Below are 21,920 nucleotides of genomic sequence, written 5' to 3'. Positions count from 1 at the left end.
ACCGTCATGTGTCCGCCGCTCCGCTAAACACGGGGGCTGCGCGGCGGACACGCCGACGTCAACGCAATGCCACGCCATTTTGCAGAACTTGACGCACACAACTAAAGCATCGCACGTACGGCACCGGACCTGCCTATCGGAAGTTGGGTGGTCGCGTGGTCTATGCCCCGCAAATCCGCAAGAATGGGCCGACAGGGGGTTGAAGTCATAGACCTCTGATCCGGGTGTCGGCCGCGGTTATCCGGCCAAGCCTACAGGTCGAGTGAAGTCCAGGAGGGGATAGCTTGTGCAACCTGCGGGTGGCGCATGACACTGTACTCGCAGGCGCCAGCGCCCGACATCGAGGGCGCGAGCTGCCCTCCGAAGGCAGAGGTCACAGGTGATGCGCCTGCCCACAGTAGCGATGATCGCCACCAGGGATGGCGTCGGGAACTTCGCGCTCTCAATCCGAATTGTGTTACTCGGGCCGTTCGGCAATAAAGAGAGTATCGGGGAGAAGCCCAAGACGCTCGCGATCGGCGGCAGGTATACGGTCTGAATTTATTCGAGCAACCGTAAAACCCGCGTCCTCGATACGCTCCTTGATATCGGGACCGTAGGCTCGCACGTGATCTGATCCGCCGAAGCGTTCGTCGCGCTCGCTCCGTGACATGGATGGCGTCGCTTCGAGCGTTTGACGATAGATAAGCGGTACTTGGATCCAGACCTGTCCTCCAGGCTTAAGGGATGACCAAACTTGCCGAAAGACATGCCGATCGTCAGGTACGTGCTCCATGACATGACACAAGACGACAATATCGAGATCGCTGATGCCGTTCATGTTCATTAGGTCAACCTGCACGGTATCGGGGCCGTACCGTCCGGGCTCAATATCGCCTTTAATGAGGTTGCCCGCCTGAGATAGTCTCTTTGAAAGCCCCTTTTCGCTCGGCGCAATCTGGAGAATTCTAAGCGGTCCCGCCGGAAGCCCGAGAAGCTTACGGTCTAGAGCACAAATCAAAAACCGCTCACGATCCAGGGCATGACAAAGCGGGCAAATAAGCGTGTATCCCCCGAAACGGTAAAAAGCCGCCACACCGCGATCGCAGGCATTGCAGTGATGAGCCTTCCTCGTCGGGAGTAGTGTCAGGGTGAGGGCTCTCAGCCAATCTCCGTACGAATCAAGTTTGCGTGTGACCCGCCGCGTTGTGATACGATCAGCATAGCTGCGAAAAAGAGATAGAAGTCGGCTTCCTCGAGCGTTGTTCCACGATGGTTTCAGCATGTTGGCCTTCTAAGATTTTTGACCCGAGGACCGATAATTAGCGCCCCCTGATGTAACGTCGAGTCAGCGGAGCAGCAGGAGATTCGCCCCGTCATGGCATCGACCGTGATATCGAGCAGACCGGCGATCTCAGCCAGCGGCTCGTCAAGCACATCCTTCAGGATAATGACGCTGCGCTGGAGGATCGGGAGTTCCGTAAAGCGAGACACCGCAGTTTGTATCGCTTCCTGAAGCATCAAAATCTTCACGGGGTCCGGAGCGGCGTCGACAACGACTTCAAGGGCCGCCTCGATAGGCTCTGCTGCGCGGATCGCACGGCTGCGCAGCAGGTCCGGCGCACGGCTATGGGCAATCCGGAAGAACCAGGGTCGCAGCTGCGGAATCTTGCACAACTGGTCGAGAGCAACGAGGGTTCGAGCAAAGATCCTGCACAACGTCTTCGCCGTCGACGACCGACCCCATGAGACGCGCGCAATAGCGGTGCAGTTCAGGCCGTAACGAGACGGCAAGGGTGACGAACCCGGTGAGGAACTCCTCCCGACTGCCGCGGTCCATGGTAGATCCTGCACCGATCAAGGCGTCGCCACCCTGTGCCTCCGTCATCACCACCGCTTCGACGACAAGAGATTCGTGCGCGACGATATGCAGGGCCGGTGAGGTCGCAATCGAACGCTCAAGCCGCCACGCAGCCTAGCCGCGCAAGACGCGCAGAGGCAAGGAGCTAAAGCGCCGACGCCTGGGTGAGGCCGCTATGGGCTATCGCCAGATCTCAGTATTGACTCAGGGTGAGCAGTCCAACCCTCCTTACAAGACCAATACTGAAAATACCGTGCATGGCCGCACTTGTTTCGGAATGGTTGGCCGCAAGACCAACGGTTCCCGAAACGAGTGCTGCTGTGTCTAGTCCAGTATTGGAGGCTCCAATTGGTGGGGCAATCTTGTCCGTATCTTTGCATGATGTGCTTGCCAATGGGACTACCGAGATTTGGCGAGTGACAGCACGGGTCAGTCGCACGCATCATCGCCCAATGCCATGGTGAGGAGATGATGCGGTGACCCAGACAAGCACACCGAGATCCGGCCAGCAGACACATTCGAGGAAGATCAACAAGGAGACTGTCACATGGCCTCTGGTGGTAGGAGTCGGTCGGGCACACGCCCATCACGGGGAATTCCTCCAAGGCGTCTTTGAAGCGGACAACGGACGGCTTTGTCGCGGACTCGTCACGCTTCCGCTGACGTCGCAAGGGTCGCTAGCGACCTTCTGGCCGGATGAACAAGATGGCATTCGGCCGCGACCCGCAAACCGGGTCAAAGCGGCGCGCGCGGCGGCCCTCACGCTCGAGCATGTCGGGGTAGCTGGCAGGGGGGGAGAATTGACGATCGAAAGCTCTATTCCGATAGGGCACGGCTACGGTTCCTCCACGGCAGACGTCATTGCCTCGATCCGCGCGGTCGCGGCTTCGGCGCGCGTCACGCTGCGCCAGTCAACTGTTGCGCGACTGGCCGTTGCCGCGGAAAGCGCAAGCGACGCCATCGCCTACTGCGACCAAGCTCTCCTCTTCGCTCACCGGGAAGGCCGTACAATCGAACATTTCGGAGGCGAGTTCCCGCCCTTTCTCGTGGTGGGTTTCAGGGACGGCAGTGCCCGACCGATCGACACGCTAGGCATGCGACGAGCACGCTACGACAGTGAGGAAATCGGGCTGTTCCGTGTTCTGCGGGGACTGGCGAACCGCTCCATCCGGCAACAAGATCCCCGCCTGCTTGGACGTGTCGCAACCATCAGCGCCAGTATCAGTCAGAAGCACCTGCCGAAGGCATCCTTCGACACCATTTTGGATATAGCGCGGGCGCATGACGCGTGCGGTGTGCAGGTGGCCCACAGCGGAACATTGATCGGCATCCTTCTGGATGCGACTGCGCCCAGGGCGGCCATGCGCGCTGCTGAGCTCGCAAGGCAGGTGAGCGGCACAGGTCTGCAAGGCGTCCATACGTTTGCCCTTAATGCCGAAACGAGGCTAATCCAGTGACCGCGGCGCAAGACTATTTACGCGCCTACGAGACGCCGCGTTTTGCCCAACTCGCACCTAACCTCAACGCCGCCTGCTTTTCCCTCATGAAGCTGATCCCCGCCCGGTTCATGGTCGATCAGGCGGAAGCGTCAGGGCGCCTCAGGCGGGAAGGTCACATCATCGAAACGACGTCGGGCACATTCGGCCTCGCCATCGCCATGCTGGCTGCGGCTCGTGGCTATGCGCTTATACTTGTCACGGCCTCCAGCCTCATCGACCTGAAACTCAGGCGGCGACTGGAACAACTTGGTGCCAAAGTCATGGCCATCGACGATCCTCAAGGAGACGGCAATCAGCGCGGTCGGCTCCAGTATCTTCAGCAGACCCTGCAAGATAGCCCGGGCACGTATTGGCCTCGGCAATACGACAATCCGGAAAACCGCCTTGCTTACGCGCGCCTGGCGGACCTCGTTGTTCGATCATTCGGCCGCATCGATTGCCTCGTCGGCTGCGTGGGCACTGGGGGATCGCTTTGTGGAACCGGAGGCTTCCTTCGTGAGCTCTTTCCTGATCTCAGGATGATTGCTGTCGATACCCACAGAAGCATGCTCTTTGGCCAGCCTGTCGGACGTCGCATGCTGCGCGGGCTCGGCAACAGCGTTTTGCCGGACAATGTTCGTCATGAGATGATCGACGATATTCATTGGGTGGGCGCATTGCCGGCCTACGCAATGGCGCATGGGCTGTTTCGCGATCACGGGCTGTTCATGGGGCCGACCAGCGGCGCCGCAGCCTTGGTCGGCGCCTGGTTCGCCAGGCACAATCCGGAAGCCTCCACCGTCGTGATAATGCCAGATGAAGGGCATCGTCATTCCGATACAGTCTACAACCCCGACTGGCTCGCCGGTTTGAAGCATTGGCCAATCTCCATTCCCCTTGAACCAACTGTTCTCACGCAAATTCGTCCGGCCGAAGAGACGGCATGGACGAGATTCCCTTGGAACCGCAGAACTTTAAACGCCGTCCTCGCGGGGGACGGCCTGTCCCCTACGCAGTGACAGGTCCGAACTGAGGCTAGGCGACAAACAACATCGGCCAGCAGTCACACAGGGTGCATGACCCGGTGAAGAAAATCCCTAGTGCGTTCGTGTCTCGGATTTCGAAGCAGTTCCTTGGCCGGACCTTGCTCAACGATCCGGCCGCCGTCGAGAAAGAGGACGCTGTCGGAAACCTCGCGGGCGAACTGAATTTCGTGCGTAACCACGAGCATGGTCATGTTCTCGTCTGCGAGCGCGCGCATGACCTGCAGGACCTCGCCGACCGTTTCCGGGTCAAGTGCGGAGGTGGGCTCGTCGAAAAGAATGGCCTGTGGGCGCATCGCCAGGGCACGGGCGATGGCCACGCGCTGCTGTTGACCCCCCGACAATGACGCGGGATAGGCATTCGTCTTGTCGGCCAACCCGACGCGATTGAGCAATGCCGTGGCCCGCTCCCGGACCTGGTTCCTATTTTCCTTCAGCACGTAGAGCGGCCCTTCCATGACATTTTCCAGGGCTGTGCGGTGCGGAAACAGGTTGAAACGTTGGAAAACCATGGAAACGCGGGTGCAGATGGCGTGAACCTGGGGCGAGGCGGCATCGACCACGGTGCCGTCGATACTGATGCGACCGCGCTGATAGGTCTCAAGCCCGTTCACACATCGCAGAAGCGTCGATTTGCCGGAACCCGAGGGCCCAATCAGACATACGACCTGTCCTTTGGCGATCTCGGCGTTGATTCCCTTGAGGACTTCGTGGGAGCCGAAGGACTTGTGCACGTTTTCAAAGGTGATCATCCCGCCGCCCCAAGATAGCTTTCGATTCTACGCATAAACAGGTTCAGCGGAACCGTCAGGCACAGGTAAAGCAGTGCCACCAAGGTAAAAACTGTCATGTTGTCGAATGTGGACGACGCAAGCATCTTGCCCTGCATGGTCAACTCCTGAACCGAAATCACCGAGACAAGCGAGGAGTCCTTCAGCAGCATGACCATATTGTTGGCGTAAGGCGGCAGGATGATCTTGAATGCCTGCGGCAGCACGACGCGGCGCATCATCAACGGACGCTTCATGCCGATCGATTTTGCCGCTTCGACCTGACCCTTATCGACCGCCTCGATGCCAGCCCGGAAGGTTTCCCCGAGATAGCAGGAGTGCGCCAGCCCCAGCCCGATCGTGCCAGCCTGGAGCGCAGTCAGGTTGATGCCGATCTCGGGCGCGACGAAGTAGATATAAAAGAGAACCACCAACAATGGTATGCCGCGCACGAAGTCGACAAGGAGCCGCGTCGGCACGGCGAGACAGCGTATCCCCGATGTCCTGAACAGCGCCCAAACAAGGCCGAGCGCCGTCGCAAGACACAGCGCAAGAAGGGTTATCATGACGGTCAGCCAAACGCCGTTAAGAAGAAGCGGCAGATATTCCGTTGCATGCGCGATGAATTTGGTCATGGCCGGCTTCCTCTTGGCACGTACCCCGGCCGTCAAAGCCGGTCATTCCGATGCGATCCTTTGGTCCTGCCAGCCGGCGCTTCTGTCGAGGTCAGTGCGGGTCGGCCTCAAAGGCCATATTTGGCAAATATTCGGCTTAATTCGCCGCTTTCCTTCAGCTTGGCGATGGAGGCATTCACCTTTTCGAGAAGCAGTGGATTTTCCTTGGCAACTGCCAACGCGACCTCGCCTTTTTTCATCGGCTGATAGCCGTCGACGAGGCGAACACCCAGGCCGGGATTCTTTGAAAGCTGATATGCGACGATCGGGGCGTCACCGAAACCGGCCTTGATGCGGCCCAGAACCACATCGCGCATCATGTCAGCGATTGAGTCGTAGAGCTTGACTTGACCGAAGACGCCAAGCGCTTCCAGAGCATCAGCGTAGGTCGAGCCGATCTGCGCCCCGACGGTCGCACCTCTGAGTTCCTCGATCGTGTAGTTTTTGCTATCGCCGGCAGCAACAAACATCGCCTCGCCATAGGCGTAAACCGGCGTGCTGAAATCGATTACCTGCTTTCGTTTGTCCGTTATGAACATGCTGGCGGAAATCAGATTGATTTTGTCGGTCGTCAGTGCCGGGATCAGGGCTGGAAAAGCGTTTATTTGAAAATCGGCGGTCGTGCCAAGGCTCGCGGCAATCGCACTTGCCAGATCGACCATCGCGCCTGTCGGCTTTTGGGTTGCGGTGTCGACAAACGTGAACGGCACTCCGGTTGGCGTGACGCCGACTCTGAGCGTTTCCTCAGCCATCGTCTGAGTTGCCATTGCGACACTGAGGGCTGCGAGCCAGCCGATGAGCGTTTTGTGAAGCATGGACATTCCCCTTACATCATGTTTGAATAATCGAGGTTCCGCTCGCTGAGCGAGTTGAATTTGCCTCTCCTGGATAGCTTTTAGGAAGTCGCAATACCGTCCAATGGTGGACGAGATCATCAATCGATCAGAAATCGCATCCGTTCATGATCGCCTCTATCTTCTCTTCAAGACATCTTGGTCGCGCGTCGTTCAAGTGAGGGCGTGAAATAGTCACCGCCCTCGGCAACGTATTCCCACGCTTCGGCAACTGACTGAAACGATGGTTGTGCTTTGTTCGGACCGGTCGAACGATCCAAATCCTTGAGGCCGCTCGCTGTCACGATGGCAACGACGCTGTCCGACCGCGCGATGGTGCCTTCTCGCCTCAAGGATTCGATAGCTGCAAATGGCGTCACCGAGGCAAGCTCGGCAAAAACACCCTCGGTGGCCGCAAGCTGCTGCTGCATCGCTATCAAGCCGATATTGCCGACTGGCATTGCCGTGCCGCCAGATTCACGCAGGGCGTTGAGCGCCTGAAACGTGCTTCGTGTGGTGCCGATCGAGATGGCAAGCGTGTCGAAGCTTGCGGGGACTTCGGCAACCAGATCTCCCTTGCCGGCAAGGGCTCTGGCCAAAGATCCATGCACTTCCGCCGCCACGAGTCTCGGCAACCGCTCGATCTTGCCTTGGCTGAGAAGATCCTTGAATCCGGCCCACAGCCCGGCAAGCGCGTCCCCGTAGCAAACAGGCAAGGCGCACCAGTCCGGCACTGCACCGTGCATTTGTTCGACGATTTCGTAAGCCAGGGTCTTGTAGCCCTCGATCCCGACAGGATGACTGCCCACCACGGGGCTGTGAAACGGTGATGTTGCAAACCATCCGAGGCGCTCGGTACCAGCGGCAAGCAATGGCCAGCGATGGGACTTGTCGGCCAGGGATACGACGCTTGCGCCGTATTTGCGGATCTGCGCCAACATTGCGCCGGCGGTGCCTGAGAATGTGACAACGACGCATTTCAGGCCCGCCCGTGCAGCATAGGCGGCAAGTGAGGCCCCGGCGTTCCCCGACGAAGCAGTCGCCACCACGCGTGCGCCACTCAAACGTGCCATCGACACCGCCACCGTCGAGAAGCGGTCCTTGTGGGACCAGGTAGGGTTTGCGCCCTCGTCCTTGATAAGCAGCTTGGGGACGCCGAGCTGCTTTCCCAGCTTCTCGGCGCTCAGCAACGGCGTCAGGCCCTCGCCCAAGGAGATTGCATCGCTGAGTCCACAAGGAAGCATGTCGGCATAGCGCCAGAGCGAGGGCAGGGCGGCACCCACTGCGGAAGCGGCCGATGTAGCTCCGGACGGATCGTAGACGACCTTAAGATTGGCCGGTGCTTCGGCACAGCATTTCGGGCAGCCGCGTGAGTCGATTTTGGTATCGATCCGGAACAAGGCGCCGCATCGAATACAGGAAAACCCTGCCGCGCGGCTCATAACGGCACCCGCGTGATTGCATCGTGCGTCTGCGTCAGCCGCTCCACTCCGCGCTCGCGAACAACCACCATGTCCTCCACCTGGAGTCCCCAGCGGCCGATTTCGTAGTAGGGGGTCTCCACGCACAGCACCATTCCTTCTTCAAGGATGTCTGTACTGCGCGCCGAGAGCGTCGGCGCATCATAACCATCAAGGCCGATGCCATGTCCGACGTGATCGCGCTCGTAGCGGGCAATTCCTTCGCGCCTCACCACACGCACGACCGTCTCGAAGAGCTGTGCTGCTGCCATGCCCGGACGGATAATGTCGCAGGCATGCTGAACGCCGCGCAGCAGCGCCTGCTGAAGTCGATGCGCCTGCGGCGGCGGCTCGCCCAGCGTGGCGATGCGGGCAATGTCGGCGCGGTAGTGCCGGAACCGGCCACCGACGTCGAAGCGGATGATTTCTCCAGCGCGCAACCTGCGGTCAGACGGCTGGACGTTCATGAGCGCGCTGCGCTCGCCAAAGCCGATGCATCCCAGTACGGGCAGGGCGCCTTCCTCGACCGTCCTGACATGAAAAGCGCGCGCCAGATCTGCTTCGGTGGCGCCTTCCTGAGCAACGCCGAGTGCTGCTTGAATGGAGCGTTCGGCAATCTGGGCAACTTGGCCGAGCCGTTCGATTTCATCTGCCGTTTTTACGGCACGAACCTCGCGAAGCAATGCGGTGGCTGGTAGGAACGACGCATTGGGAAAATGGGCTCTGAGGGCTTCCTGGTATCCTGGTGCGAGCCCGGCCTCGTCTATGCCGATCCGCCCACGGCCGAGCTGAGCTTCTTCCAATGCGGCGACCAAAGCCGCGATGGCATTGCCATGCCTCGGCAGGTCTCGAAGCTGGAGGTGCCGTTCATTGGCGAGGTCCACGGTCGTCGAGGAACCGACATCGGCGTAAAAGTCGCCGTAGCGCCGGACCTTGCTTACCCACAGTTCCTGATCGGCTACGAGGTCGAGCGTGCTGGAGCTGGCGATGATTTCAGGCGTGCCCTTGTCAGGAGCCGGCCACACCACATAAGCCTGCGGGCCGCGACGGATCCATTGCGGCAGAGCCCAGAAGCCGCTCATGTAGGTCACGTTTTCCGGGGCAGTCGCTATAATTGCGTCAAGCCCGGCTGCCGTCATCCATTGTTTCAGGCGCGCTTCGTTAAGCAGCATGATGGGAATCCCGGGCCTGTTTTGCTTCCAGAAAGCCGAGGCCGGCGGAAATGCGCGCCGCAGCCGCCATTACTGCCTCTCCAATCTCAGCGATCTCCACATGCGGTCCCACTGACCGGGGGTAGGCCGCACTTATAGCCGCGATGATTGTGCCTGATGCATCGCGAAGCGGTGCGCCGACCGCAATCAGCCCGGTAAAGTTCTCGTCCAGGGATGTTGTGTAACCAATGGGCTCGGACGCTCTGATTTGAGCAACGAGCTTGTGCGGATCGGTGACTGTGCGTACGGCAACCTGCTCCAGTGGACCTCGTCCAAGAATCGCAATGACCGCCTCGCCGCTCAGCTCCATCAGGAGCGCCTTGCCCAATGCGGTGGAGTGCAAGGGGAAGGTCTCGCCAGGTGAAGAACGAATGACGACCGGACTCTTGCTTTGCACGGTCAGAAGATAAATTCCGCAGCTGCCCCGCCTGATACCGAGGAATGCGTTGAAGCACCCTTCGGAGGCCAGCGCCTGCAGTTCGATTTCAGCCAAACCAACCAGGCGATCTCTGCCCAGGACCTTCCGCGCCAGCGCCAGCACGGAGTGACCCAGCCGGTAACGTCGCGAGTCTGGCGACTGCTCGACATAGCCCTGCTCTGCCAGGGTGTTCAGAATTCGCTGCACGGCGGGAGCACTCTGCTCAAGCCGGCGGGCGAGTTCGCGCACCCCGACAGCTTCGTCCGCTTCCTTGAGGACATTGAGAACCGCAAGCCCACGTTCCAACGAAAGATTTCCTGTCACTGGCGTTCCTTATTTCGGAATGGCGTTCCTTAATATGATGAGAAAAGCAGCAATGGCCGCGCCTGTCAATGACGAATGTTCATTATAGTGTGTCGTCCTAAAGTGTGCCCATCGACGACCATGTCGTCATGGACCTACGGTTGGTTGTCGGCCTCAACGTACAGAGGATTCGGCGCGCACAGGCCCTCTCTCAAGAGGAACTGTCGTTCCGTTCAGGATTCACGCGCGCCTATCTGAGTGGTCTCGAGGCCGGCCGTCGCAATCCCACACTCCTGTCGCTCGCAAAGCTTGCCACCGCTTTGAGCGTCGACATTGAGGAGCTGACGAAACGGCCCGGCAAAAACGCCCGAGCCCCAGCTGGTGATTGTGCTGTGGCGCCGCGTGAGCGGCGCAAGGGAAAATCCTGATGCTCTCGGCGGCCTGCTGACCAGCGCATCACGGCGCGTTTCGACGGATGAGCTGCTCCACGTCAACTTGCAATGCCAACGCCAGTACCTCCAGCGTATCGACGGTCGGTGAGTTTTCCTCCCGCTCGAGCTTGCCGACATAGTTGCGGTCGAGGCCGGCAAGGTCCGCGAGCTGCTCCTGCGACAAGCCGGTGCCTTGGCGAAGCAACCTCAGATTGCGAGCAAAAACAGACCTCAGCCTCATGCAGCGAGGCAGTCAGAACGCGCCCTTTAGTGCCACCTACTATAGTAGGCAAAAGTCATGCCGGACGTTGCGGTCGGACCTAAGTTATTTATTTTGTTTTCTTTGTCTCAGTACATTGAAAGGGCCTACAATGGCGGCGGTTCACGGGGGCGTCTTACAGGAGCAGCTAATACAAATCTTTGAAGCAACCGCACAGATTGACCGTGCAACCAGCGCCCCCGAGATCATTCGGCAACTGCGCAAGAGCATCGAATGTCACGGCTACGCAGCCTGTCTCGTCACCGAATTGCCACGCCAGGACACCGGATCACTGGATGGACACATCCTTGTTAACGGTTGGCCGCAGGAATGGTACGACCGCTATATGGCTGCCGGACACTATCGCCATGACCCTTGTGTTGCTGTGTGCCGTGGTGCGATCGGGCCCTTCCTCTGGCGGGACGTCCATCATGGCTTGACGGACCGAAATGCCAGGAGGGTGATGGATGAAGCGAAAGAGTTTGGGCTTTGCGACGGGATCTGTATCCCGATCCAGCCCGCGTTTGGCGATCCGGCCTGTGTAACGGTTGCCGGAAATGAAATTGATTTGGCGCCGACGGTGCGCTGCACCATTCATGCCCTTGCGCGCCATGCCTATTCGGCTGCCGAACGCCTCGTTGATAACTCGCGCAGGCGGCCGAGACAGAAGCTTTCCCAACGAGAGCGTGAAATCCTGCAGTGGGTCGCGGGAGGAAAAACCGCATGGGAGGTTTCCCGAATACTTGGCATCTCGGAAAACACTGTGACGACCCACCTGCGCAACATCAAGCAGAAACTCAGCACCGCCAACGTTGTGCACGCGATCGTGGAGGCGTTTCGCAGGCACGAAATCGAACTTTGATCCATCCCCAGATCTGGGTATTTCCCGGGCAATCGTCGCGTGGTCGGATGGGGTTCCATCGCGAGGAACCGCAATGATTCAGGTCCATGTCGTTGACGCGTCAAACAGCTTTGCCTATCGAGGGGATCTCGACAGCTACTTCCGCCTGCGGCATGAAATCTATGTCGATGAACGTGGATGGCAGGACCTGAGACGCCCCGACGGTCGCGAGATCGACGCGTTCGATACTCCAGAAGCGATTCATCTGCTCGGCATCCAGCCAGGAAGAGGCGTCGTTGCCGGATCCCGTTTCGTGCCGAGCCTTCGGCCACATCTGATGAGCGAAACCTTTCCGCAACTCGCCGACGGCGGCGTTCCGCGCCGACCCAATATCTTTGAATGGACCAGGTTCTTCGTGGCGCGGGATCTTCGTGAGCCCGGCCGACCTTGCCAGGCAGCCGGCGTGATCTACTGCGGAATTTTGGAATTCTGTATCCAGCGACATATCAGCAATCTGACAATCGTGTGCGAGGAGTACTGGTTCGACCGCCTCGCATCGATTGGCTGGAATCCGAAGCAGCTTGGGCCTGCGCTCGCACATGGTGATATGACGATCATCGGTCTGATGGTTGATGTCAGCCCGTCAGCCTTGATCGCGACGCGACAATTCTACCGCATAACGGAGCCTGTGATTTGGGCCGAAACGCCATTCAAGCGGCTGGCCTGACCGCGGGCCGTCCGCTTTTGGGCGTCACGCCTCGAACGAACATGCTGCCTGGCACTCGCAGAGGGCGGCGATGTACTATCGCGTGCAAATCGGCTGTCTGCCTCGCGCCATAACAGCCATTCAAAGGCGGAGGTGTCCAAAGACGGGCGCTCCGGGGCAAGCGGTACCAGCCTTGGCATCGAAATCGAAGAAGAAGGTCTGGGAAAAGGACACACCGGATCTTGGAGCGTACGACTTCTCCTTCGATCCAATTTCTTTTTTTGGGCAGTTCACGCCCGAGAGCCTGGTGAAGGCGACGGACACAATTCTTGAGGGCCTGGCCAAATTTCCCGATGCGTCGCTGTGATCGTGCGGACTGGCTTGGGACCCACTGGCCGCATCCTCGCAGGCCTCCACGTGACCGCCAAGGGTCGCGGTGCGGCAGTGCTCGATCGCCATGATGGACAACACAGACATCAAGGCAGGTGAAGCCAAGATCGGCGAGCTGAAGCGCAACATGGACGCGATCAACGCAGCCCGACGAAAGGGCGGCTGTGTTGCCGGCACTCTGTAAGCCGCTCCAACGTTAAAATTGTCGGCTTGCTTCCCGCCCTCGCGACTGCGGAGTGGTCGTTCCATCGATTGACTCCCGTAATGCACAGGCAGTTAATCTCCCCGCAAGGGCAAAAGAGGGGCTATGAAACTGGGAGAAAACGATGACTGTCCAAAAAGAAGACTATCGAACCAACAGAGCCGACTTCGCCATAGCTGCCATGCATAGCCGAGCGACCCCTGAGGGCGATCGTGACGATTTGGTGGCGAGGAAAAAGTCCCTGTGGGTAACAGATCGGCGATCTGCAAAATTGGCTGCAAACCCGTCCGAAAGCTCGCCAGAACCCAAGGCAAAGGCGCGCGGTAAGTGAATCGTGCCAGTCAATTTCTTACCGCCGAGTACTTCGTTCACATTGTTCGATTACATTACATTTATCTAATGTACTAACCAGCCAGTCGGGCATTCCCGAAGGCTCGCTGGTCAGGCTCAGCGGCCCCCTAACCCAAGCTGCTGGGCCGCCTGCTAAGGAAGTGCGTGTATCGCTGATACGGTCGTCGGTGACCCCCCTCCGTACCGCGGGCCGGGATCGCAACCACGTCACCGACCGGACTGGGCGCTCAGGACGCCTGCCGGCGCTCGAAACTCTTATATGGGGATGGTCAACTACAAAGCGGCATCACGTCGACATTGTCATGTACCTCCGCGCAATCCGTAGATCCATTCGATGAGTCCGTTTGCGTGACGCGGTTCGCGAACGAACCCAGTCCACCTTATATTCGGTCAGGCGCATACACCTGTTCCATGATCCCGCTTGCGGCGGATTCGGACCCAAGAGACGAAACCATTCTTCAGCGGCGGCTGTTTGAGGCCATGAGTTTCGTCGGTTCGTCTACCGAGGATCTGCCAGGCCTGATCGGTCCTGGAGATTGTTAGAATCGATTGGCGTCTACGCTGATGGTTCCGTCAGGAAAGCTCCTTCTATAACGACTCCGGCGTTCACGTATTTCCACAGCGCAACAAGCAGTTTCCGAGCGAGGGCGATGATCGCCACTGGCTGAGTGCGGAATTGGGTTGATGGCGCACCCAGAGCCACGCAACCTGGACAAGCGTCGACCGGAGCCTAGGATTGCCGGACTTCGAGACTCCCTGCTCGCAATTAATCTGCCCACTTTGCCAGGGCGTTGGCACCAAACCAGCGTAGGCGGCAACCTGTCGTCGATTGTCAAACTTGCGCGACAATCCCTCAGACCACAGGACGGCCGCGAACTCCGGACCTATTCCCTTGAGGCTGAGCAGCAGGGCCGGTGTTGGCTCATCTGCCGCGAGCAAGGCGTCGCGTGCCTCTTCAACATCCTTGATCTGCTGGATCAGCAACTCGATGCGATCAAGCTCGCGGCTGATCTGCGCCATGAGCGCTGGCGGCAGTGGACGCCCATCTGCGGTAATGAGCGCGTCGAGGCATCTGCCTCGATCGCCTTTCAACGGTTCGTATCCGGACACACCTTGGCTGAACAAAAGGCCCTTTCTCCTGTTGACGTGCCTGATCCGCTCGTTCGTCAGCGCCTTCCGCTCCCGCACCAACCGGCGACGGTCTTCCTCCTCCGGCGTTGGCACTCGCAACATCGCGCAAACCCGAAGCTCGCCGCGGTTGTAGGCCAACAACGCTCGAACCAGTGCTTCCCGTCAATCCTGTCGGTCTTGGCCCGCGGGCGGCGACGCGATGTGGCAATGGATGCCGGGTCCACGACATAACTCTCGATGCCTTCGCGCTCGAGGACCCGATGTATCCAGAATCCATCCAGACCAGCTTCCTGGATTGATATGACCCGGAAACGCTGCCCTGTCCGCACTTCCGCCTTTCGTTGCAGCTCTGCGAAGTGATCGAGCAAACCCGGAATGTCGCCCCCGGCACGAGGTGTCTCGACATTCTCTCGCCCCCACCTGGCGAAAGCGAAGTCACGAGCCATTTTGAACGAGACAGTTCTAACGAGCCAAATATTGCGGCAAGATCGACGCGGATAGCGGTCGGGGGCTTCCCCAAAATGTGCGCGGCGAGCATGCGTTGAGGGCGAGACGAGTCTATGTGCCTTGACGGGATGCAGAATATATTCCTATTTTGCGGGATGCCGCACCGTCGCCGCCATGAACAGATTTCCGAGTATCATGCTTGCCAAGATCGAACGGCAGGCTTGGCTACTGACGAAGGAACTGTGGGTCGCGCAGTTGTCCCCAAGGCCGTTCTGTCCGCACTACGACGCCATCGACAATTTGCATCGGGGCCTAAAGCGGGCGCTCAACTTGCTGCATGACCGCCCGGCGGATTACGAAGAACCGCATTTCGCGCCCATGTCGCGAGGGTGAAGAACTAGCCTGTCAGTTTAGTGAAGTCGTGGCGCCGCGCGCGAACATGTGCCAGCAAATTCGTTTCGTTTACGACCCCTGATTGAAAGAGATTCAGCGTGGTCGAGGCCAGAATCTGACCGTCTATCGGGGTGCTGTACCATTTGGCGTCGGCGGTTACCTGGTCGACAACCCGCTGGCAGATCGCCCGATCTTTAGGTCTAAGGAACTGACTTTTCAGTGCTCGTAGCATCTCGACGCCTTGAAACCGAGAGTCACCTGTCTCCGCGCGATACCCATGCGTGGTCTGCGAGCATGGACCCTAAACGCATTCAGACAGAAAATTGCCATTCGTTTGAGTGGTACCGATGTCGCGTGGATAAGCGGCGGTCCGCGAGCTAATCCACCATGTCGCGCAGCGGCTTCTTGCGCTTTGGCGTCCTGTACTTCTCGACCAGCCTGACCTTGTCGATGTCGATCGTCACCAGCGGTCCCAGATCGACAGTCACCCTGCCGCCTTCCTCGTCTACGCGCGTGATCTCTCCGGTAAGCTCGATCTGCTGCCCCTTCTTCACCTTGGTATGATCGATGACCGAATGCGGAAAGCTATAGCTCGGAATCGAGACGTTTACGCAGTGCTGAGTGACCCGTTTGCGAAGGCGGCCGGGATCGCCACCTCGTCACGAATGGAAATTCCGCGCGCCGTTCCATGAGTCTGGTGCGCTCGGCGCCTTACTCAAGATATTGCTAATTATGGATGAGCCCGCTTCCTCCAATCGATGGATGAAGCCGATCGTGGGCCGGTGCTACTTGATGCATCGCGCGACTTACCCGACAAGAGCTGGCTCCAGGGGCAAAATATGAGCAAGACGACTCTCATTGCTATCGCAATCCTCGCGATCGGTGTCGGCTGTGCCGAAGCCAAGGACCGTAAGGTCGAAACCGCGACCGACCGTAAGGTCGAAACCGCGACCCTCGGCACGCACGCCAATTCGAAGAACCTGCCGGTTTGTACCGCGGCAAGCTCACTCTTCGAAGTCCTCGGTGATAAATGTTTTCTCGTCGCAGGTTCGATGATCTATGGCGACATCGCCGAACTCTCCCGGACAATCACTTTGAGTTGGTAGCCGAGGCAACAACCTCCCAGCGCATTCTCCGGTATGAAGCTGCGTCGCAGGGGCTGCCTTCGCCCAGATATCGACCCAGTCTTCGCGCGTCGTCAATACCGGGGCAATCCCCAGTCACCACGGGCCTCTCCAAAATTCTTATGCCGTCCGCACCTGCGGTCGAGCGTGTCGCGCCAACACAGCAGCGCCTCTGCATCGTTTGGGCAACCCAACCATAGCTTCCGGTCCGGAAACTCGCTTACGCGTCTCATCGTCCATTCGGCAGTGGAAAATTAGGCCGATTTGGCAGTGCTCAGAATCGCGTAGCTGTCCTGCGATCCGCTCGGAGAGGATGGCGAGTGGTTGCGGCAACTGCGCCTCAAGCTGGCTGGCGACCGCCGTCTGCAGCCCGCTGCTGCGGAGCAGCGCTGACGCTGCGTTCGTCCGGACCGTCGCAAGACCGCTTGATTGTATCCGGCCTGGAGACAGACAAACGCCGGCGCAACCTCACCCTGAAACCAAAAGACAATATCGATGACCTTCAACAGCTATGCTCCGAAGGGTTCAAGCGCCTGCAAACATTCACCGTGCCAATTTCGCCATCGCCGCTTCGATAATGACGGCGCCATCAATTTCATGGAGCAAGCTTTGCCGCCAAGGGGTTCTGCCCGATGGCGGCGATCAGGCTCGTGCATACCTCGATCACCATCACCAAGATCCTGCGAGACGCAGAAGAGGCGAGCCGCTTCATGAAGCGGCTAGAAGACCCCAAACCCAAAAGCCGCTGATCGATTTGAGCCGCAGTAACGAAGTGTAACCGGGTTCCCACTACAAGAAGCTCAAACCGCGCAAGACCGCTGATCGATACGGCCACGATCTTCAACGGTCTTGCCCTAACGGAAGCCGCCCCAATGGAAATCGCCACGAACGGCCAAACGACTAGCCATCTGATGACGTCACGGCGCTTTGCACCTCTCTTCTGGACGCAGTTCCTTTCCGCCTTCAACGACAATTTCCTCAAGAACACGCTGGTGTTCCTTATTCTGTTCACCCTGGCGGCGGACAAGGCTGCATCACTGGTCACGCTGGCGGGTGCCGTCTTCATGGCTCCTTTCCTGCTCCTGTCCGCCGTTGGTGGCGAGATCGCCGACCGGTTCGACAAGGCGCTCATCGCCCGTCGGCTGAAATTCACCGAGATCGCCGCTGCGGCTGTCGCTGTCGTTGGAATCACCCTGTCGTCGATCCCGGTGCTGATGATCGCGTTGCTCATGTTCGGCATCATCTCGGCACTGTTCGGACCGATCAAGTACGGCATCCTGCCGGATCACCTCGAGCGCAAGGAATTGCCCCGCGCCAATGCCTGGATCGAATCGGCAACCTTCGCCGCCATCCTCGGCGGCACTATCGCCGGAGGCGTCGTCTCGGCCGATGGCATTGGCGTCTCGGTGTTCGGGCCGATCATGATGATCCTTGCCGTGGCCTGTTGGTTTGTCAGCCGCTACATCCCGTCCACCGGTTCTGCGGCTCCCGACCTAGTCATCGACAAAAACATCTTTCGCTCGACCTGGCGACAGGTGAACGGTTTGCGTGCCGACAAGCGGATCTGGCGCGCCGGACTGATGACGTCGTGGTTCTGGCTGATCGGGGCCATTGTCCTTTCGATCCTGCCTACATTGGTCAAGGATTCGCTCGGTGGCGGAGAAATCGCTGTCACCGCCTATCTCGCGGTGTTCGCCGTGTCGATCGCCATTGGCTCTGCCATAGCCGCATGGATGTCGCAGGGCCGCATCGTGCTCTTGCCAGCCCCGGTTGGCACTGCGTTGATGGCACTGTTCGGCTTGGACCTGGCCTGGACCATCTGGAGCATGCAGCCTTCGATCGGGGCCGAAACGCTCGCAATATTCTTCGCCAGGCCAAACACGGTCCATGTTGCGATCGACCTTGCCGGCATGGCTATTGCCAGCGCCTTTCTTGTCGTACCAACCTTCGCCGCCGTACAAGCCTGGGCGCCCGAAGCCAGCCGCGCTCGCGTCGTCGCCGCGGTGAGCATCGTCAATGCAGGCTTTATGACGGTGGGCGGCATACTTGTCGCCGCGATTCAAGCAGTGGGCGTCTCCACTGGAGGTATCCTGTTCGGCCTCGCCGCACTCAACGTGGTCGCCGCCTGGCTGATGCTGAGATATCTGCCAACCAACGCCTTCCGCGACTTCGTTTCCATTCTGTTCCGAGCCTTCCATCGTCTGGAGGTGGAGGGGCTGGAAAACCTTAAGGCGGCCGGCCCGGCACCCATCCTGGCGCTCAACCATGTCAGTTTCCTCGACGGCCCATTGGCTTTGACGCTGACGGATGAGGAGCCGGTGTTTGCCATCGACTACACCATCGCCCAAGCCTGGTGGATGAAGCCGTTCATGAAACTTGCGCGCGCCCTGCCGCTCAATCCGGCCAAGCCGATGTCGACCCGCACGCTTATCAAGGCCGTGCAAGGCGGCGATCCGCTTGTCATCTTCCCCGAAGGCCGGATCACCGTGACCGGCGGCCTAATGAAGGTCTATGACGGTGGCGCCATGGTGGCCGACAAGACCGGCTCGATGATCGTGCCAGTGCGCATCGACGGCCTGGAGAAGAGCTATTTTTCGCGGCTGAGTTCGCTGCATGTGCGCCGCCAGCTGTTCCCAAAGGTCAGGGTGACGATACTAGAACCGGCCAAACTTGAAGTACCGCCGGACCTCAAGGGCCGGAAGCGCCGCGCAGCGGCGGGTGCTGCCCTCTACCAGGTCATGTCGGATCTCGTCTTCCGCACCCAGGACATCGACAAGACTGTGCTGGAGAAGATCATCCAGACGGCGAGCGAACGCGGCATGAAGCAACTGGCCGTGCAGGACCCCGTCACCGGTTCGCTGAGCTACGGCAAGCTGCTGACAGCCGCCGCCGTGCTTGGAGAGAAATTCAAGAACCTCTATGCCGGCCAGCAGACGCTCGGCATCATGCTGCCCAATGCCAACGGCGCCTGTGCGACGCTGCTCGGTGTCATGTCCGCCGGCAAGGTTCCGGCGATGATGAACTTCACTGCCGGTGCGGCCAACATCCTCTCCGCTTGCAAGGCCGCCGAGGTGCGCACCGTGCTGACTTCACGCGCCTTTGTCGAACAAGCGAAACTTGGCGCCGTGGTCGAGGAACTCGGCCGCTCGGTCGATATTGTGTGGCTTGATGATCTGAGGGCCACCATTGGCCTCAAGGACAAGCTGCTCGGCCTATTGCGCAAAAATGCACCCCGGGTCGCCCGCAAGCCCGGCCAACCGGCGGTGATCCTGTTCACCTCAGGTTCTGAAGGCACGCCTAAGGGCGTGGTGCTCACCCATCGCAACATCCTGGCTAATGCCGCCCAGGCCGCCTCGCGTATCGACTTCCATTCGGGCGACAAGGTCTTCAACGTGCTGCCGATCTTCCACTCGTTCGGCATGACAGCAGGTACGGTGCTGCCGCTGATATCGGGCGTGCCGGTCTATTTCTATCCCTCCCCGCTGCACTATCGCATGGTGCCGGAGTTGGTCTACGCATCGAACGCGACGATCATCTTCGGCACCGATACGTTCCTCAGCGGCTATGCGCGTACGGCACACCCTTACGACTTCCGCTCAGTGCGCTATTGCTTTGCCGGCGCGGAACCGGTCAAGGCTTCTACGCGCGCGACCTATATGGAAAAGTTCGGCCTGCGCATCCTCGAAGGCTATGGCGTGACCGAAACCGCGCCCGTGATCTCCATCAACACGCCGATGTACAACCGCTCCGGCAGTGTCGGCAAAATCATGCCGGGTATGGAGTACCGCCTGGACCCGGTGCCTGGCGTCGAGGATGGCGGACGGCTTTTCGTGCGCGGGCCCAATGTCATGGCGGGCTATCTGCGCACCGAGAAGCCGGGCGTGCTCGAGCCGCTCGAAGACGGCTGGCATGACACCGGTGACGTGGTCGCCGTCGACGACGTCGGCTTCATCACCATTCGAGGCCGCGCGAAGCGCTTTGCCAAGATCGGTGGCGAGATGGTTTCGCTGGCCGCCGTCGAGGCACTGGCGGGCGAATTGTGGAAAGGCTCGCTCTCGGCAGTCGCCGCCGTGCCAGATGCGCGCAAGGGCGAAAAGCTGGTCCTCATTACCGAGGCGGTCAACGCCACGCGTGCCGAATTCCTGGCCTTCGCCAGGGCCAACGGCGCCATGGACCTGATGGTGCCGGCCGAAGTGCGCGTCGTTGCGAAAGTGCCTGTCCTCGGCTCAGGCAAGCTCGATTTCTCCGCTGTGACCAAAATGGTGAGCGGCGAAGACATGAAAACCCAAGCGGCTTGAACGACTCGCTTTTACGGGTAACTTTTTTTGTGTATCTCGGTTGAGAACACGGGACCGCCGCGAAAGTTCGATGCACGCAGCGCCATGCGAACGAGCTGCAGCTGGCGAAAACGATGGTGCAGGGTCGATGCGCTCATTTGCACATGTGCCGCGAGCTCGTCGATGCTGAACTGTCGAGGCGGCGGTCATAGAACTGGCAAGCGAGGACCATTGGCTTGTCCGCTATCGTTGCGCCTTCAGCAGACGCTCGAGCGTTGAAAAGTCACTCATGTCGCGGTAGGGCGTCAGGTCAAGATCCTTGGGGATCTTCTTGAGCTTCTCTTCGGAGATCGGTTTTTCGTTCTTTTTGTTGAAGGCCTGGTAAGCGGACCAGCCAACACCCGCCGCCTTCACTGCATCGCGTTCGGCTCGAAGAGCGATTTGATGCGCGTGCAGATAATGAAGCCCGAGTTCGTCTAGGAGCGCCTTTTCAACGATTTCGTGCGTTAGCAGAAATGGGGCAAGCCGGACCTTGGCCGATTTCCAATCCATAGTGCGAGGCATATGGCGATCGATATAAATCGTCCTGCCATCTTTGCTGTATCCAGCAATGTAGGGGATATCGAAATCATGAACGATCTTCACCCGACGATGCAGCGCCCGCACAGCGTCACTCAGTACATCATCGTCCAAGTCTTCGGAAACGTGGCGGACTTCATCTTCAAGCTTCATTTTTTCCACACTGACACCAGCGGAATCGTTCGTAATGCCCGCTCATGTTCCTGGGCTGTCGTGCATTCGTCATAAGCCTCGGATGCGGGATAAGCGCCGACCACCAGGAAACCAACAGACGCGGAGAAACATTGGTGACCGGTACCGGCCGGAAGAACTGCCAGATCGCCGGCCTTCCAGGATAATGTACGGCCCCTGTTGCCCCCGAACCGAACCTTGCCGGTTCCGCCCACAACGCCAAACACTTTATTTTTGCGGGAATGGTAGTGGACGTAGTGGTAGATGCCGTTCCGCCAGCCGCTACTCCAGCCATTGGCCTCGAAAAGCTCTTCCAGCACCGCTGCGGAATCAAATTGTTCCACCGACCTTACGGCGCCGCGATAGACGACAAACGGCCAGAAGGGTTGGTTCGGGACGAGGCCGTCATCCTTGAACCGAAATTCGAGTGGCTTCTTCATCTTCACGAATTCGGCGAGTTCTTGCTTTCTCGGTCGCGCGATACCCGTCGCCTGCTCGGTAGCTTTCTTCGGGCTCTCGAGAATGCCCACGGCGAATCCTTGCGCTGGATGAGACAGCGGCGAAAGCCTCCGCTCTGGTCTCAACAAA

At 59.3% G+C, this 21,920-nt stretch carries 22 protein-coding genes and 2 pseudogenes; 10 read left to right on the top strand and 14 right to left on the bottom strand.

Going from position 1 to position 21,920, the window contains the following annotated elements; genetic code table 11:
- Nucleotides 1–92: 92 nt before the first annotated feature.
- A pseudogene (locus NKJ81_RS27395) lies at nt 93–199 on the top strand (helix-turn-helix transcriptional regulator); the annotation flags it as partial.
- A gap of 258 nt (nt 200–457) precedes the next feature.
- Here NKJ81_RS27395 and NKJ81_RS27390 read toward each other — a convergent pair.
- Both NKJ81_RS27390 and NKJ81_RS27385 read right to left on the bottom strand, forming a co-directional pair.
- On the bottom strand, nt 458–1,264 hold the full coding sequence (locus NKJ81_RS27390) for a class I SAM-dependent methyltransferase (protein WP_352542332.1): 807 nt from the start codon (nt 1,262–1,264) through the stop codon (nt 458–460).
- The gene (locus NKJ81_RS27385; protein WP_502904340.1) at nt 1,258–1,698 is read right to left on the bottom strand and encodes an RNA polymerase sigma factor; all 441 of its coding nucleotides are present in this window, start codon (nt 1,696–1,698) and stop codon (nt 1,258–1,260) included. Before NKJ81_RS27385 ends, NKJ81_RS27390 begins: the two co-directional genes overlap by 7 nt.
- A gap of 942 nt (nt 1,699–2,640) precedes the next feature.
- Here NKJ81_RS27385 and NKJ81_RS27380 point away from each other — a divergent pair.
- Together NKJ81_RS27380 and NKJ81_RS27375 are read left to right on the top strand one after the other, a co-directional pair.
- A complete protein-coding gene (locus NKJ81_RS27380; RefSeq protein ID WP_352542331.1) occupies nt 2,641–3,297 on the top strand; it encodes a GHMP family kinase ATP-binding protein in 657 nt (218 codons plus the stop codon).
- A complete protein-coding gene (locus NKJ81_RS27375) occupies nt 3,294–4,337 on the top strand; it encodes a cysteine synthase family protein (RefSeq protein WP_352542330.1) in 1,044 nt (347 codons plus the stop codon). Before NKJ81_RS27380 ends, NKJ81_RS27375 begins: the two co-directional genes overlap by 4 nt.
- Before the next feature lie 44 nt (nt 4,338–4,381).
- Here the strand turns inward: NKJ81_RS27375 and NKJ81_RS27370 are convergent, their stop codons facing one another.
- From NKJ81_RS27370 to NKJ81_RS27345, 6 genes are all read right to left on the bottom strand, one after another.
- The gene (locus tag NKJ81_RS27370) at nt 4,382–5,113 is read right to left on the bottom strand and encodes an amino acid ABC transporter ATP-binding protein (RefSeq protein WP_352542329.1); all 732 of its coding nucleotides are present in this window, start codon (nt 5,111–5,113) and stop codon (nt 4,382–4,384) included.
- The gene (locus NKJ81_RS27365; protein WP_352542328.1) at nt 5,110–5,766 is read right to left on the bottom strand and encodes an amino acid ABC transporter permease; all 657 of its coding nucleotides are present in this window, start codon (nt 5,764–5,766) and stop codon (nt 5,110–5,112) included. The genes NKJ81_RS27370 and NKJ81_RS27365 overlap by 4 nt, the downstream gene beginning before the upstream one ends.
- Nucleotides 5,767–5,873: 107 nt before the next feature.
- Nucleotides 5,874–6,620: a substrate-binding periplasmic protein gene (locus NKJ81_RS27360; RefSeq protein ID WP_352542327.1), complete on the bottom strand. Its 747-nt coding sequence runs from the start codon at nt 6,618–6,620 to the stop codon at nt 5,874–5,876.
- A 167-nt stretch (nt 6,621–6,787) separates the two neighbouring features.
- On the bottom strand, nt 6,788–8,080 hold the full coding sequence (locus NKJ81_RS27355; protein WP_352542326.1) for a threonine synthase: 1,293 nt from the start codon (nt 8,078–8,080) through the stop codon (nt 6,788–6,790).
- On the bottom strand, nt 8,077–9,270 hold the full coding sequence (locus NKJ81_RS27350; protein ID WP_352503482.1) for a M24 family metallopeptidase: 1,194 nt from the start codon (nt 9,268–9,270) through the stop codon (nt 8,077–8,079). The genes NKJ81_RS27355 and NKJ81_RS27350 overlap by 4 nt, the downstream gene beginning before the upstream one ends.
- Entirely contained in the window at nt 9,260–10,051 is a 792-nt protein-coding gene (locus NKJ81_RS27345) for an IclR family transcriptional regulator (protein WP_352542325.1), read from the bottom strand. Before NKJ81_RS27345 ends, NKJ81_RS27350 begins: the two co-directional genes overlap by 11 nt.
- A 128-nt stretch (nt 10,052–10,179) precedes the next feature.
- Here NKJ81_RS27345 and NKJ81_RS27340 point away from each other — a divergent pair, with 128 nt between their 5' ends.
- Nucleotides 10,180–10,458, top strand: coding sequence for a helix-turn-helix domain-containing protein (locus NKJ81_RS27340; RefSeq protein ID WP_352515859.1), 279 nt, complete (start codon nt 10,180–10,182; stop codon nt 10,456–10,458).
- Nucleotides 10,459–10,486: 28 nt separating this feature from the next.
- Here NKJ81_RS27340 and NKJ81_RS27335 read toward each other — a convergent pair whose 3' ends face one another.
- Nucleotides 10,487–10,702, bottom strand: coding sequence for a helix-turn-helix domain-containing protein (locus NKJ81_RS27335; RefSeq protein ID WP_292654544.1), 216 nt, complete (start codon nt 10,700–10,702; stop codon nt 10,487–10,489).
- Nucleotides 10,703–10,832: 130 nt separating this feature from the next.
- Between NKJ81_RS27335 and NKJ81_RS27330 the strand changes: the two genes are divergently transcribed.
- From NKJ81_RS27330 to NKJ81_RS27320, 3 genes are all read left to right on the top strand, one after another.
- The gene (locus NKJ81_RS27330; RefSeq protein WP_352542324.1) at nt 10,833–11,582 is read left to right on the top strand and encodes an autoinducer binding domain-containing protein; all 750 of its coding nucleotides are present in this window, start codon (nt 10,833–10,835) and stop codon (nt 11,580–11,582) included.
- Between the two features lie 73 nt (nt 11,583–11,655).
- Nucleotides 11,656–12,288 carry an acyl-homoserine-lactone synthase gene (locus NKJ81_RS27325; protein WP_352542323.1) on the top strand — a complete coding sequence of 211 codons (633 nt, stop codon included), beginning with the start codon at nt 11,656–11,658 and terminating at the stop codon, nt 12,286–12,288.
- Between the two features lie 70 nt (nt 12,289–12,358).
- The gene (locus NKJ81_RS27320; protein WP_352542322.1) at nt 12,359–12,634 is read left to right on the top strand and encodes a hypothetical protein; all 276 of its coding nucleotides are present in this window, start codon (nt 12,359–12,361) and stop codon (nt 12,632–12,634) included.
- Between the two features lie 1,132 nt (nt 12,635–13,766).
- On the opposite strand, the pseudogene NKJ81_RS27315 reads toward NKJ81_RS27320, so the two are convergent.
- Nucleotides 13,767–14,879: pseudogene (locus NKJ81_RS27315) on the bottom strand (IS110 family RNA-guided transposase).
- Nucleotides 14,880–14,983: 104 nt separating this feature from the next.
- Between NKJ81_RS27315 and NKJ81_RS27310 the strand changes: the two are divergent.
- Nucleotides 14,984–15,181, top strand: coding sequence for a hypothetical protein (locus NKJ81_RS27310; protein WP_352542321.1), 198 nt, complete (start codon nt 14,984–14,986; stop codon nt 15,179–15,181).
- A gap of 377 nt (nt 15,182–15,558) precedes the next feature.
- Here NKJ81_RS27310 and NKJ81_RS27305 read toward each other — a convergent pair whose 3' ends face one another.
- Nucleotides 15,559–15,735, bottom strand: a complete 177-nt coding sequence (locus tag NKJ81_RS27305) for a hypothetical protein (RefSeq protein WP_023680685.1) — start codon at nt 15,733–15,735, stop codon at nt 15,559–15,561.
- A gap of 204 nt (nt 15,736–15,939) precedes the next feature.
- On the opposite strand from NKJ81_RS27305, the gene NKJ81_RS27300 reads away from it, so the two are divergent.
- Complete coding sequence (locus NKJ81_RS27300; protein ID WP_352542320.1) at nt 15,940–16,287, top strand: hypothetical protein; 348 nt, start codon at nt 15,940–15,942, stop codon at nt 16,285–16,287.
- A gap of 613 nt (nt 16,288–16,900) precedes the next feature.
- Here NKJ81_RS27300 and NKJ81_RS27295 read toward each other — a convergent pair.
- Complete coding sequence (locus tag NKJ81_RS27295) at nt 16,901–17,149, bottom strand: hypothetical protein (protein ID WP_352472966.1); 249 nt, start codon at nt 17,147–17,149, stop codon at nt 16,901–16,903.
- Nucleotides 17,150–17,177: 28 nt separating this feature from the next.
- Between NKJ81_RS27295 and NKJ81_RS27290 the strand changes: the two genes are divergently transcribed.
- Nucleotides 17,178–20,603: an acyl-[ACP]--phospholipid O-acyltransferase gene (locus tag NKJ81_RS27290; protein WP_352542319.1), complete on the top strand. Its 3,426-nt coding sequence runs from the start codon at nt 17,178–17,180 to the stop codon at nt 20,601–20,603.
- Between the two features lie 222 nt (nt 20,604–20,825).
- Here the strand turns inward: NKJ81_RS27290 and NKJ81_RS27285 are convergent, their stop codons facing one another.
- Together NKJ81_RS27285 and NKJ81_RS27280 are read right to left on the bottom strand one after the other, a co-directional pair.
- Nucleotides 20,826–21,314: a hypothetical protein gene (locus NKJ81_RS27285; RefSeq protein WP_352503494.1), complete on the bottom strand. Its 489-nt coding sequence runs from the start codon at nt 21,312–21,314 to the stop codon at nt 20,826–20,828.
- Nucleotides 21,311–21,862: a cupin gene (locus NKJ81_RS27280; RefSeq protein WP_352542318.1), complete on the bottom strand. Its 552-nt coding sequence runs from the start codon at nt 21,860–21,862 to the stop codon at nt 21,311–21,313. The genes NKJ81_RS27285 and NKJ81_RS27280 overlap by 4 nt, the downstream gene beginning before the upstream one ends.
- Between the last annotated feature and the right edge of the window lie 58 nt (nt 21,863–21,920).

The organism is Mesorhizobium sp. M0018 (assembly GCF_040323955.1).
In the GTDB taxonomy this organism is placed as follows: Bacteria; Pseudomonadota; Alphaproteobacteria; order Rhizobiales; family Rhizobiaceae; genus Mesorhizobium.
The sequence above is the reverse complement of the archived record's forward strand: the minus strand, read 5'-3'. Positions and strand labels throughout refer to the sequence as shown.

Excerpts from the sequence above, each read along its gene's own strand:
- NKJ81_RS27390 (WP_352542332.1), bottom strand. The coding sequence starts at position 1,264 with ATGCTGAAACCATCGTGGAACAACGCTCGAGGAAGCCGACTTCTATCT.
- NKJ81_RS27370 (WP_352542329.1), bottom strand. The coding sequence starts at position 5,113 with ATGATCACCTTTGAAAACGTGCACAAGTCCTTCGGCTCCCACGAAGTC.
- NKJ81_RS27365 (WP_352542328.1), bottom strand. The coding sequence starts at position 5,766 with ATGACCAAATTCATCGCGCATGCAACGGAATATCTGCCGCTTCTTCTT.
- NKJ81_RS27360 (WP_352542327.1), bottom strand. The coding sequence starts at position 6,620 with ATGCTTCACAAAACGCTCATCGGCTGGCTCGCAGCCCTCAGTGTCGCA.
- NKJ81_RS27355 (WP_352542326.1), bottom strand. The coding sequence starts at position 8,080 with ATGAGCCGCGCGGCAGGGTTTTCCTGTATTCGATGCGGCGCCTTGTTC.
- NKJ81_RS27350 (WP_352503482.1), bottom strand. The coding sequence starts at position 9,270 with ATGCTGCTTAACGAAGCGCGCCTGAAACAATGGATGACGGCAGCCGGG.
- NKJ81_RS27340 (WP_352515859.1), top strand. The coding sequence starts at position 10,180 with ATGGACCTACGGTTGGTTGTCGGCCTCAACGTACAGAGGATTCGGCGC.
- NKJ81_RS27335 (WP_292654544.1), bottom strand. The coding sequence starts at position 10,702 with ATGAGGCTGAGGTCTGTTTTTGCTCGCAATCTGAGGTTGCTTCGCCAA.
- NKJ81_RS27330 (WP_352542324.1), top strand. The coding sequence starts at position 10,833 with ATGGCGGCGGTTCACGGGGGCGTCTTACAGGAGCAGCTAATACAAATC.
- NKJ81_RS27325 (WP_352542323.1), top strand. The coding sequence starts at position 11,656 with ATGATTCAGGTCCATGTCGTTGACGCGTCAAACAGCTTTGCCTATCGA.
- NKJ81_RS27320 (WP_352542322.1), top strand. The coding sequence starts at position 12,359 with ATGTACTATCGCGTGCAAATCGGCTGTCTGCCTCGCGCCATAACAGCC.
- NKJ81_RS27310 (WP_352542321.1), top strand. The coding sequence starts at position 14,984 with ATGCTTGCCAAGATCGAACGGCAGGCTTGGCTACTGACGAAGGAACTG.
- NKJ81_RS27300 (WP_352542320.1), top strand. The coding sequence starts at position 15,940 with ATGGATGAAGCCGATCGTGGGCCGGTGCTACTTGATGCATCGCGCGAC.
- NKJ81_RS27290 (WP_352542319.1), top strand. The coding sequence starts at position 17,178 with ATGGAAATCGCCACGAACGGCCAAACGACTAGCCATCTGATGACGTCA.
- NKJ81_RS27285 (WP_352503494.1), bottom strand. The coding sequence starts at position 21,314 with ATGAAGCTTGAAGATGAAGTCCGCCACGTTTCCGAAGACTTGGACGAT.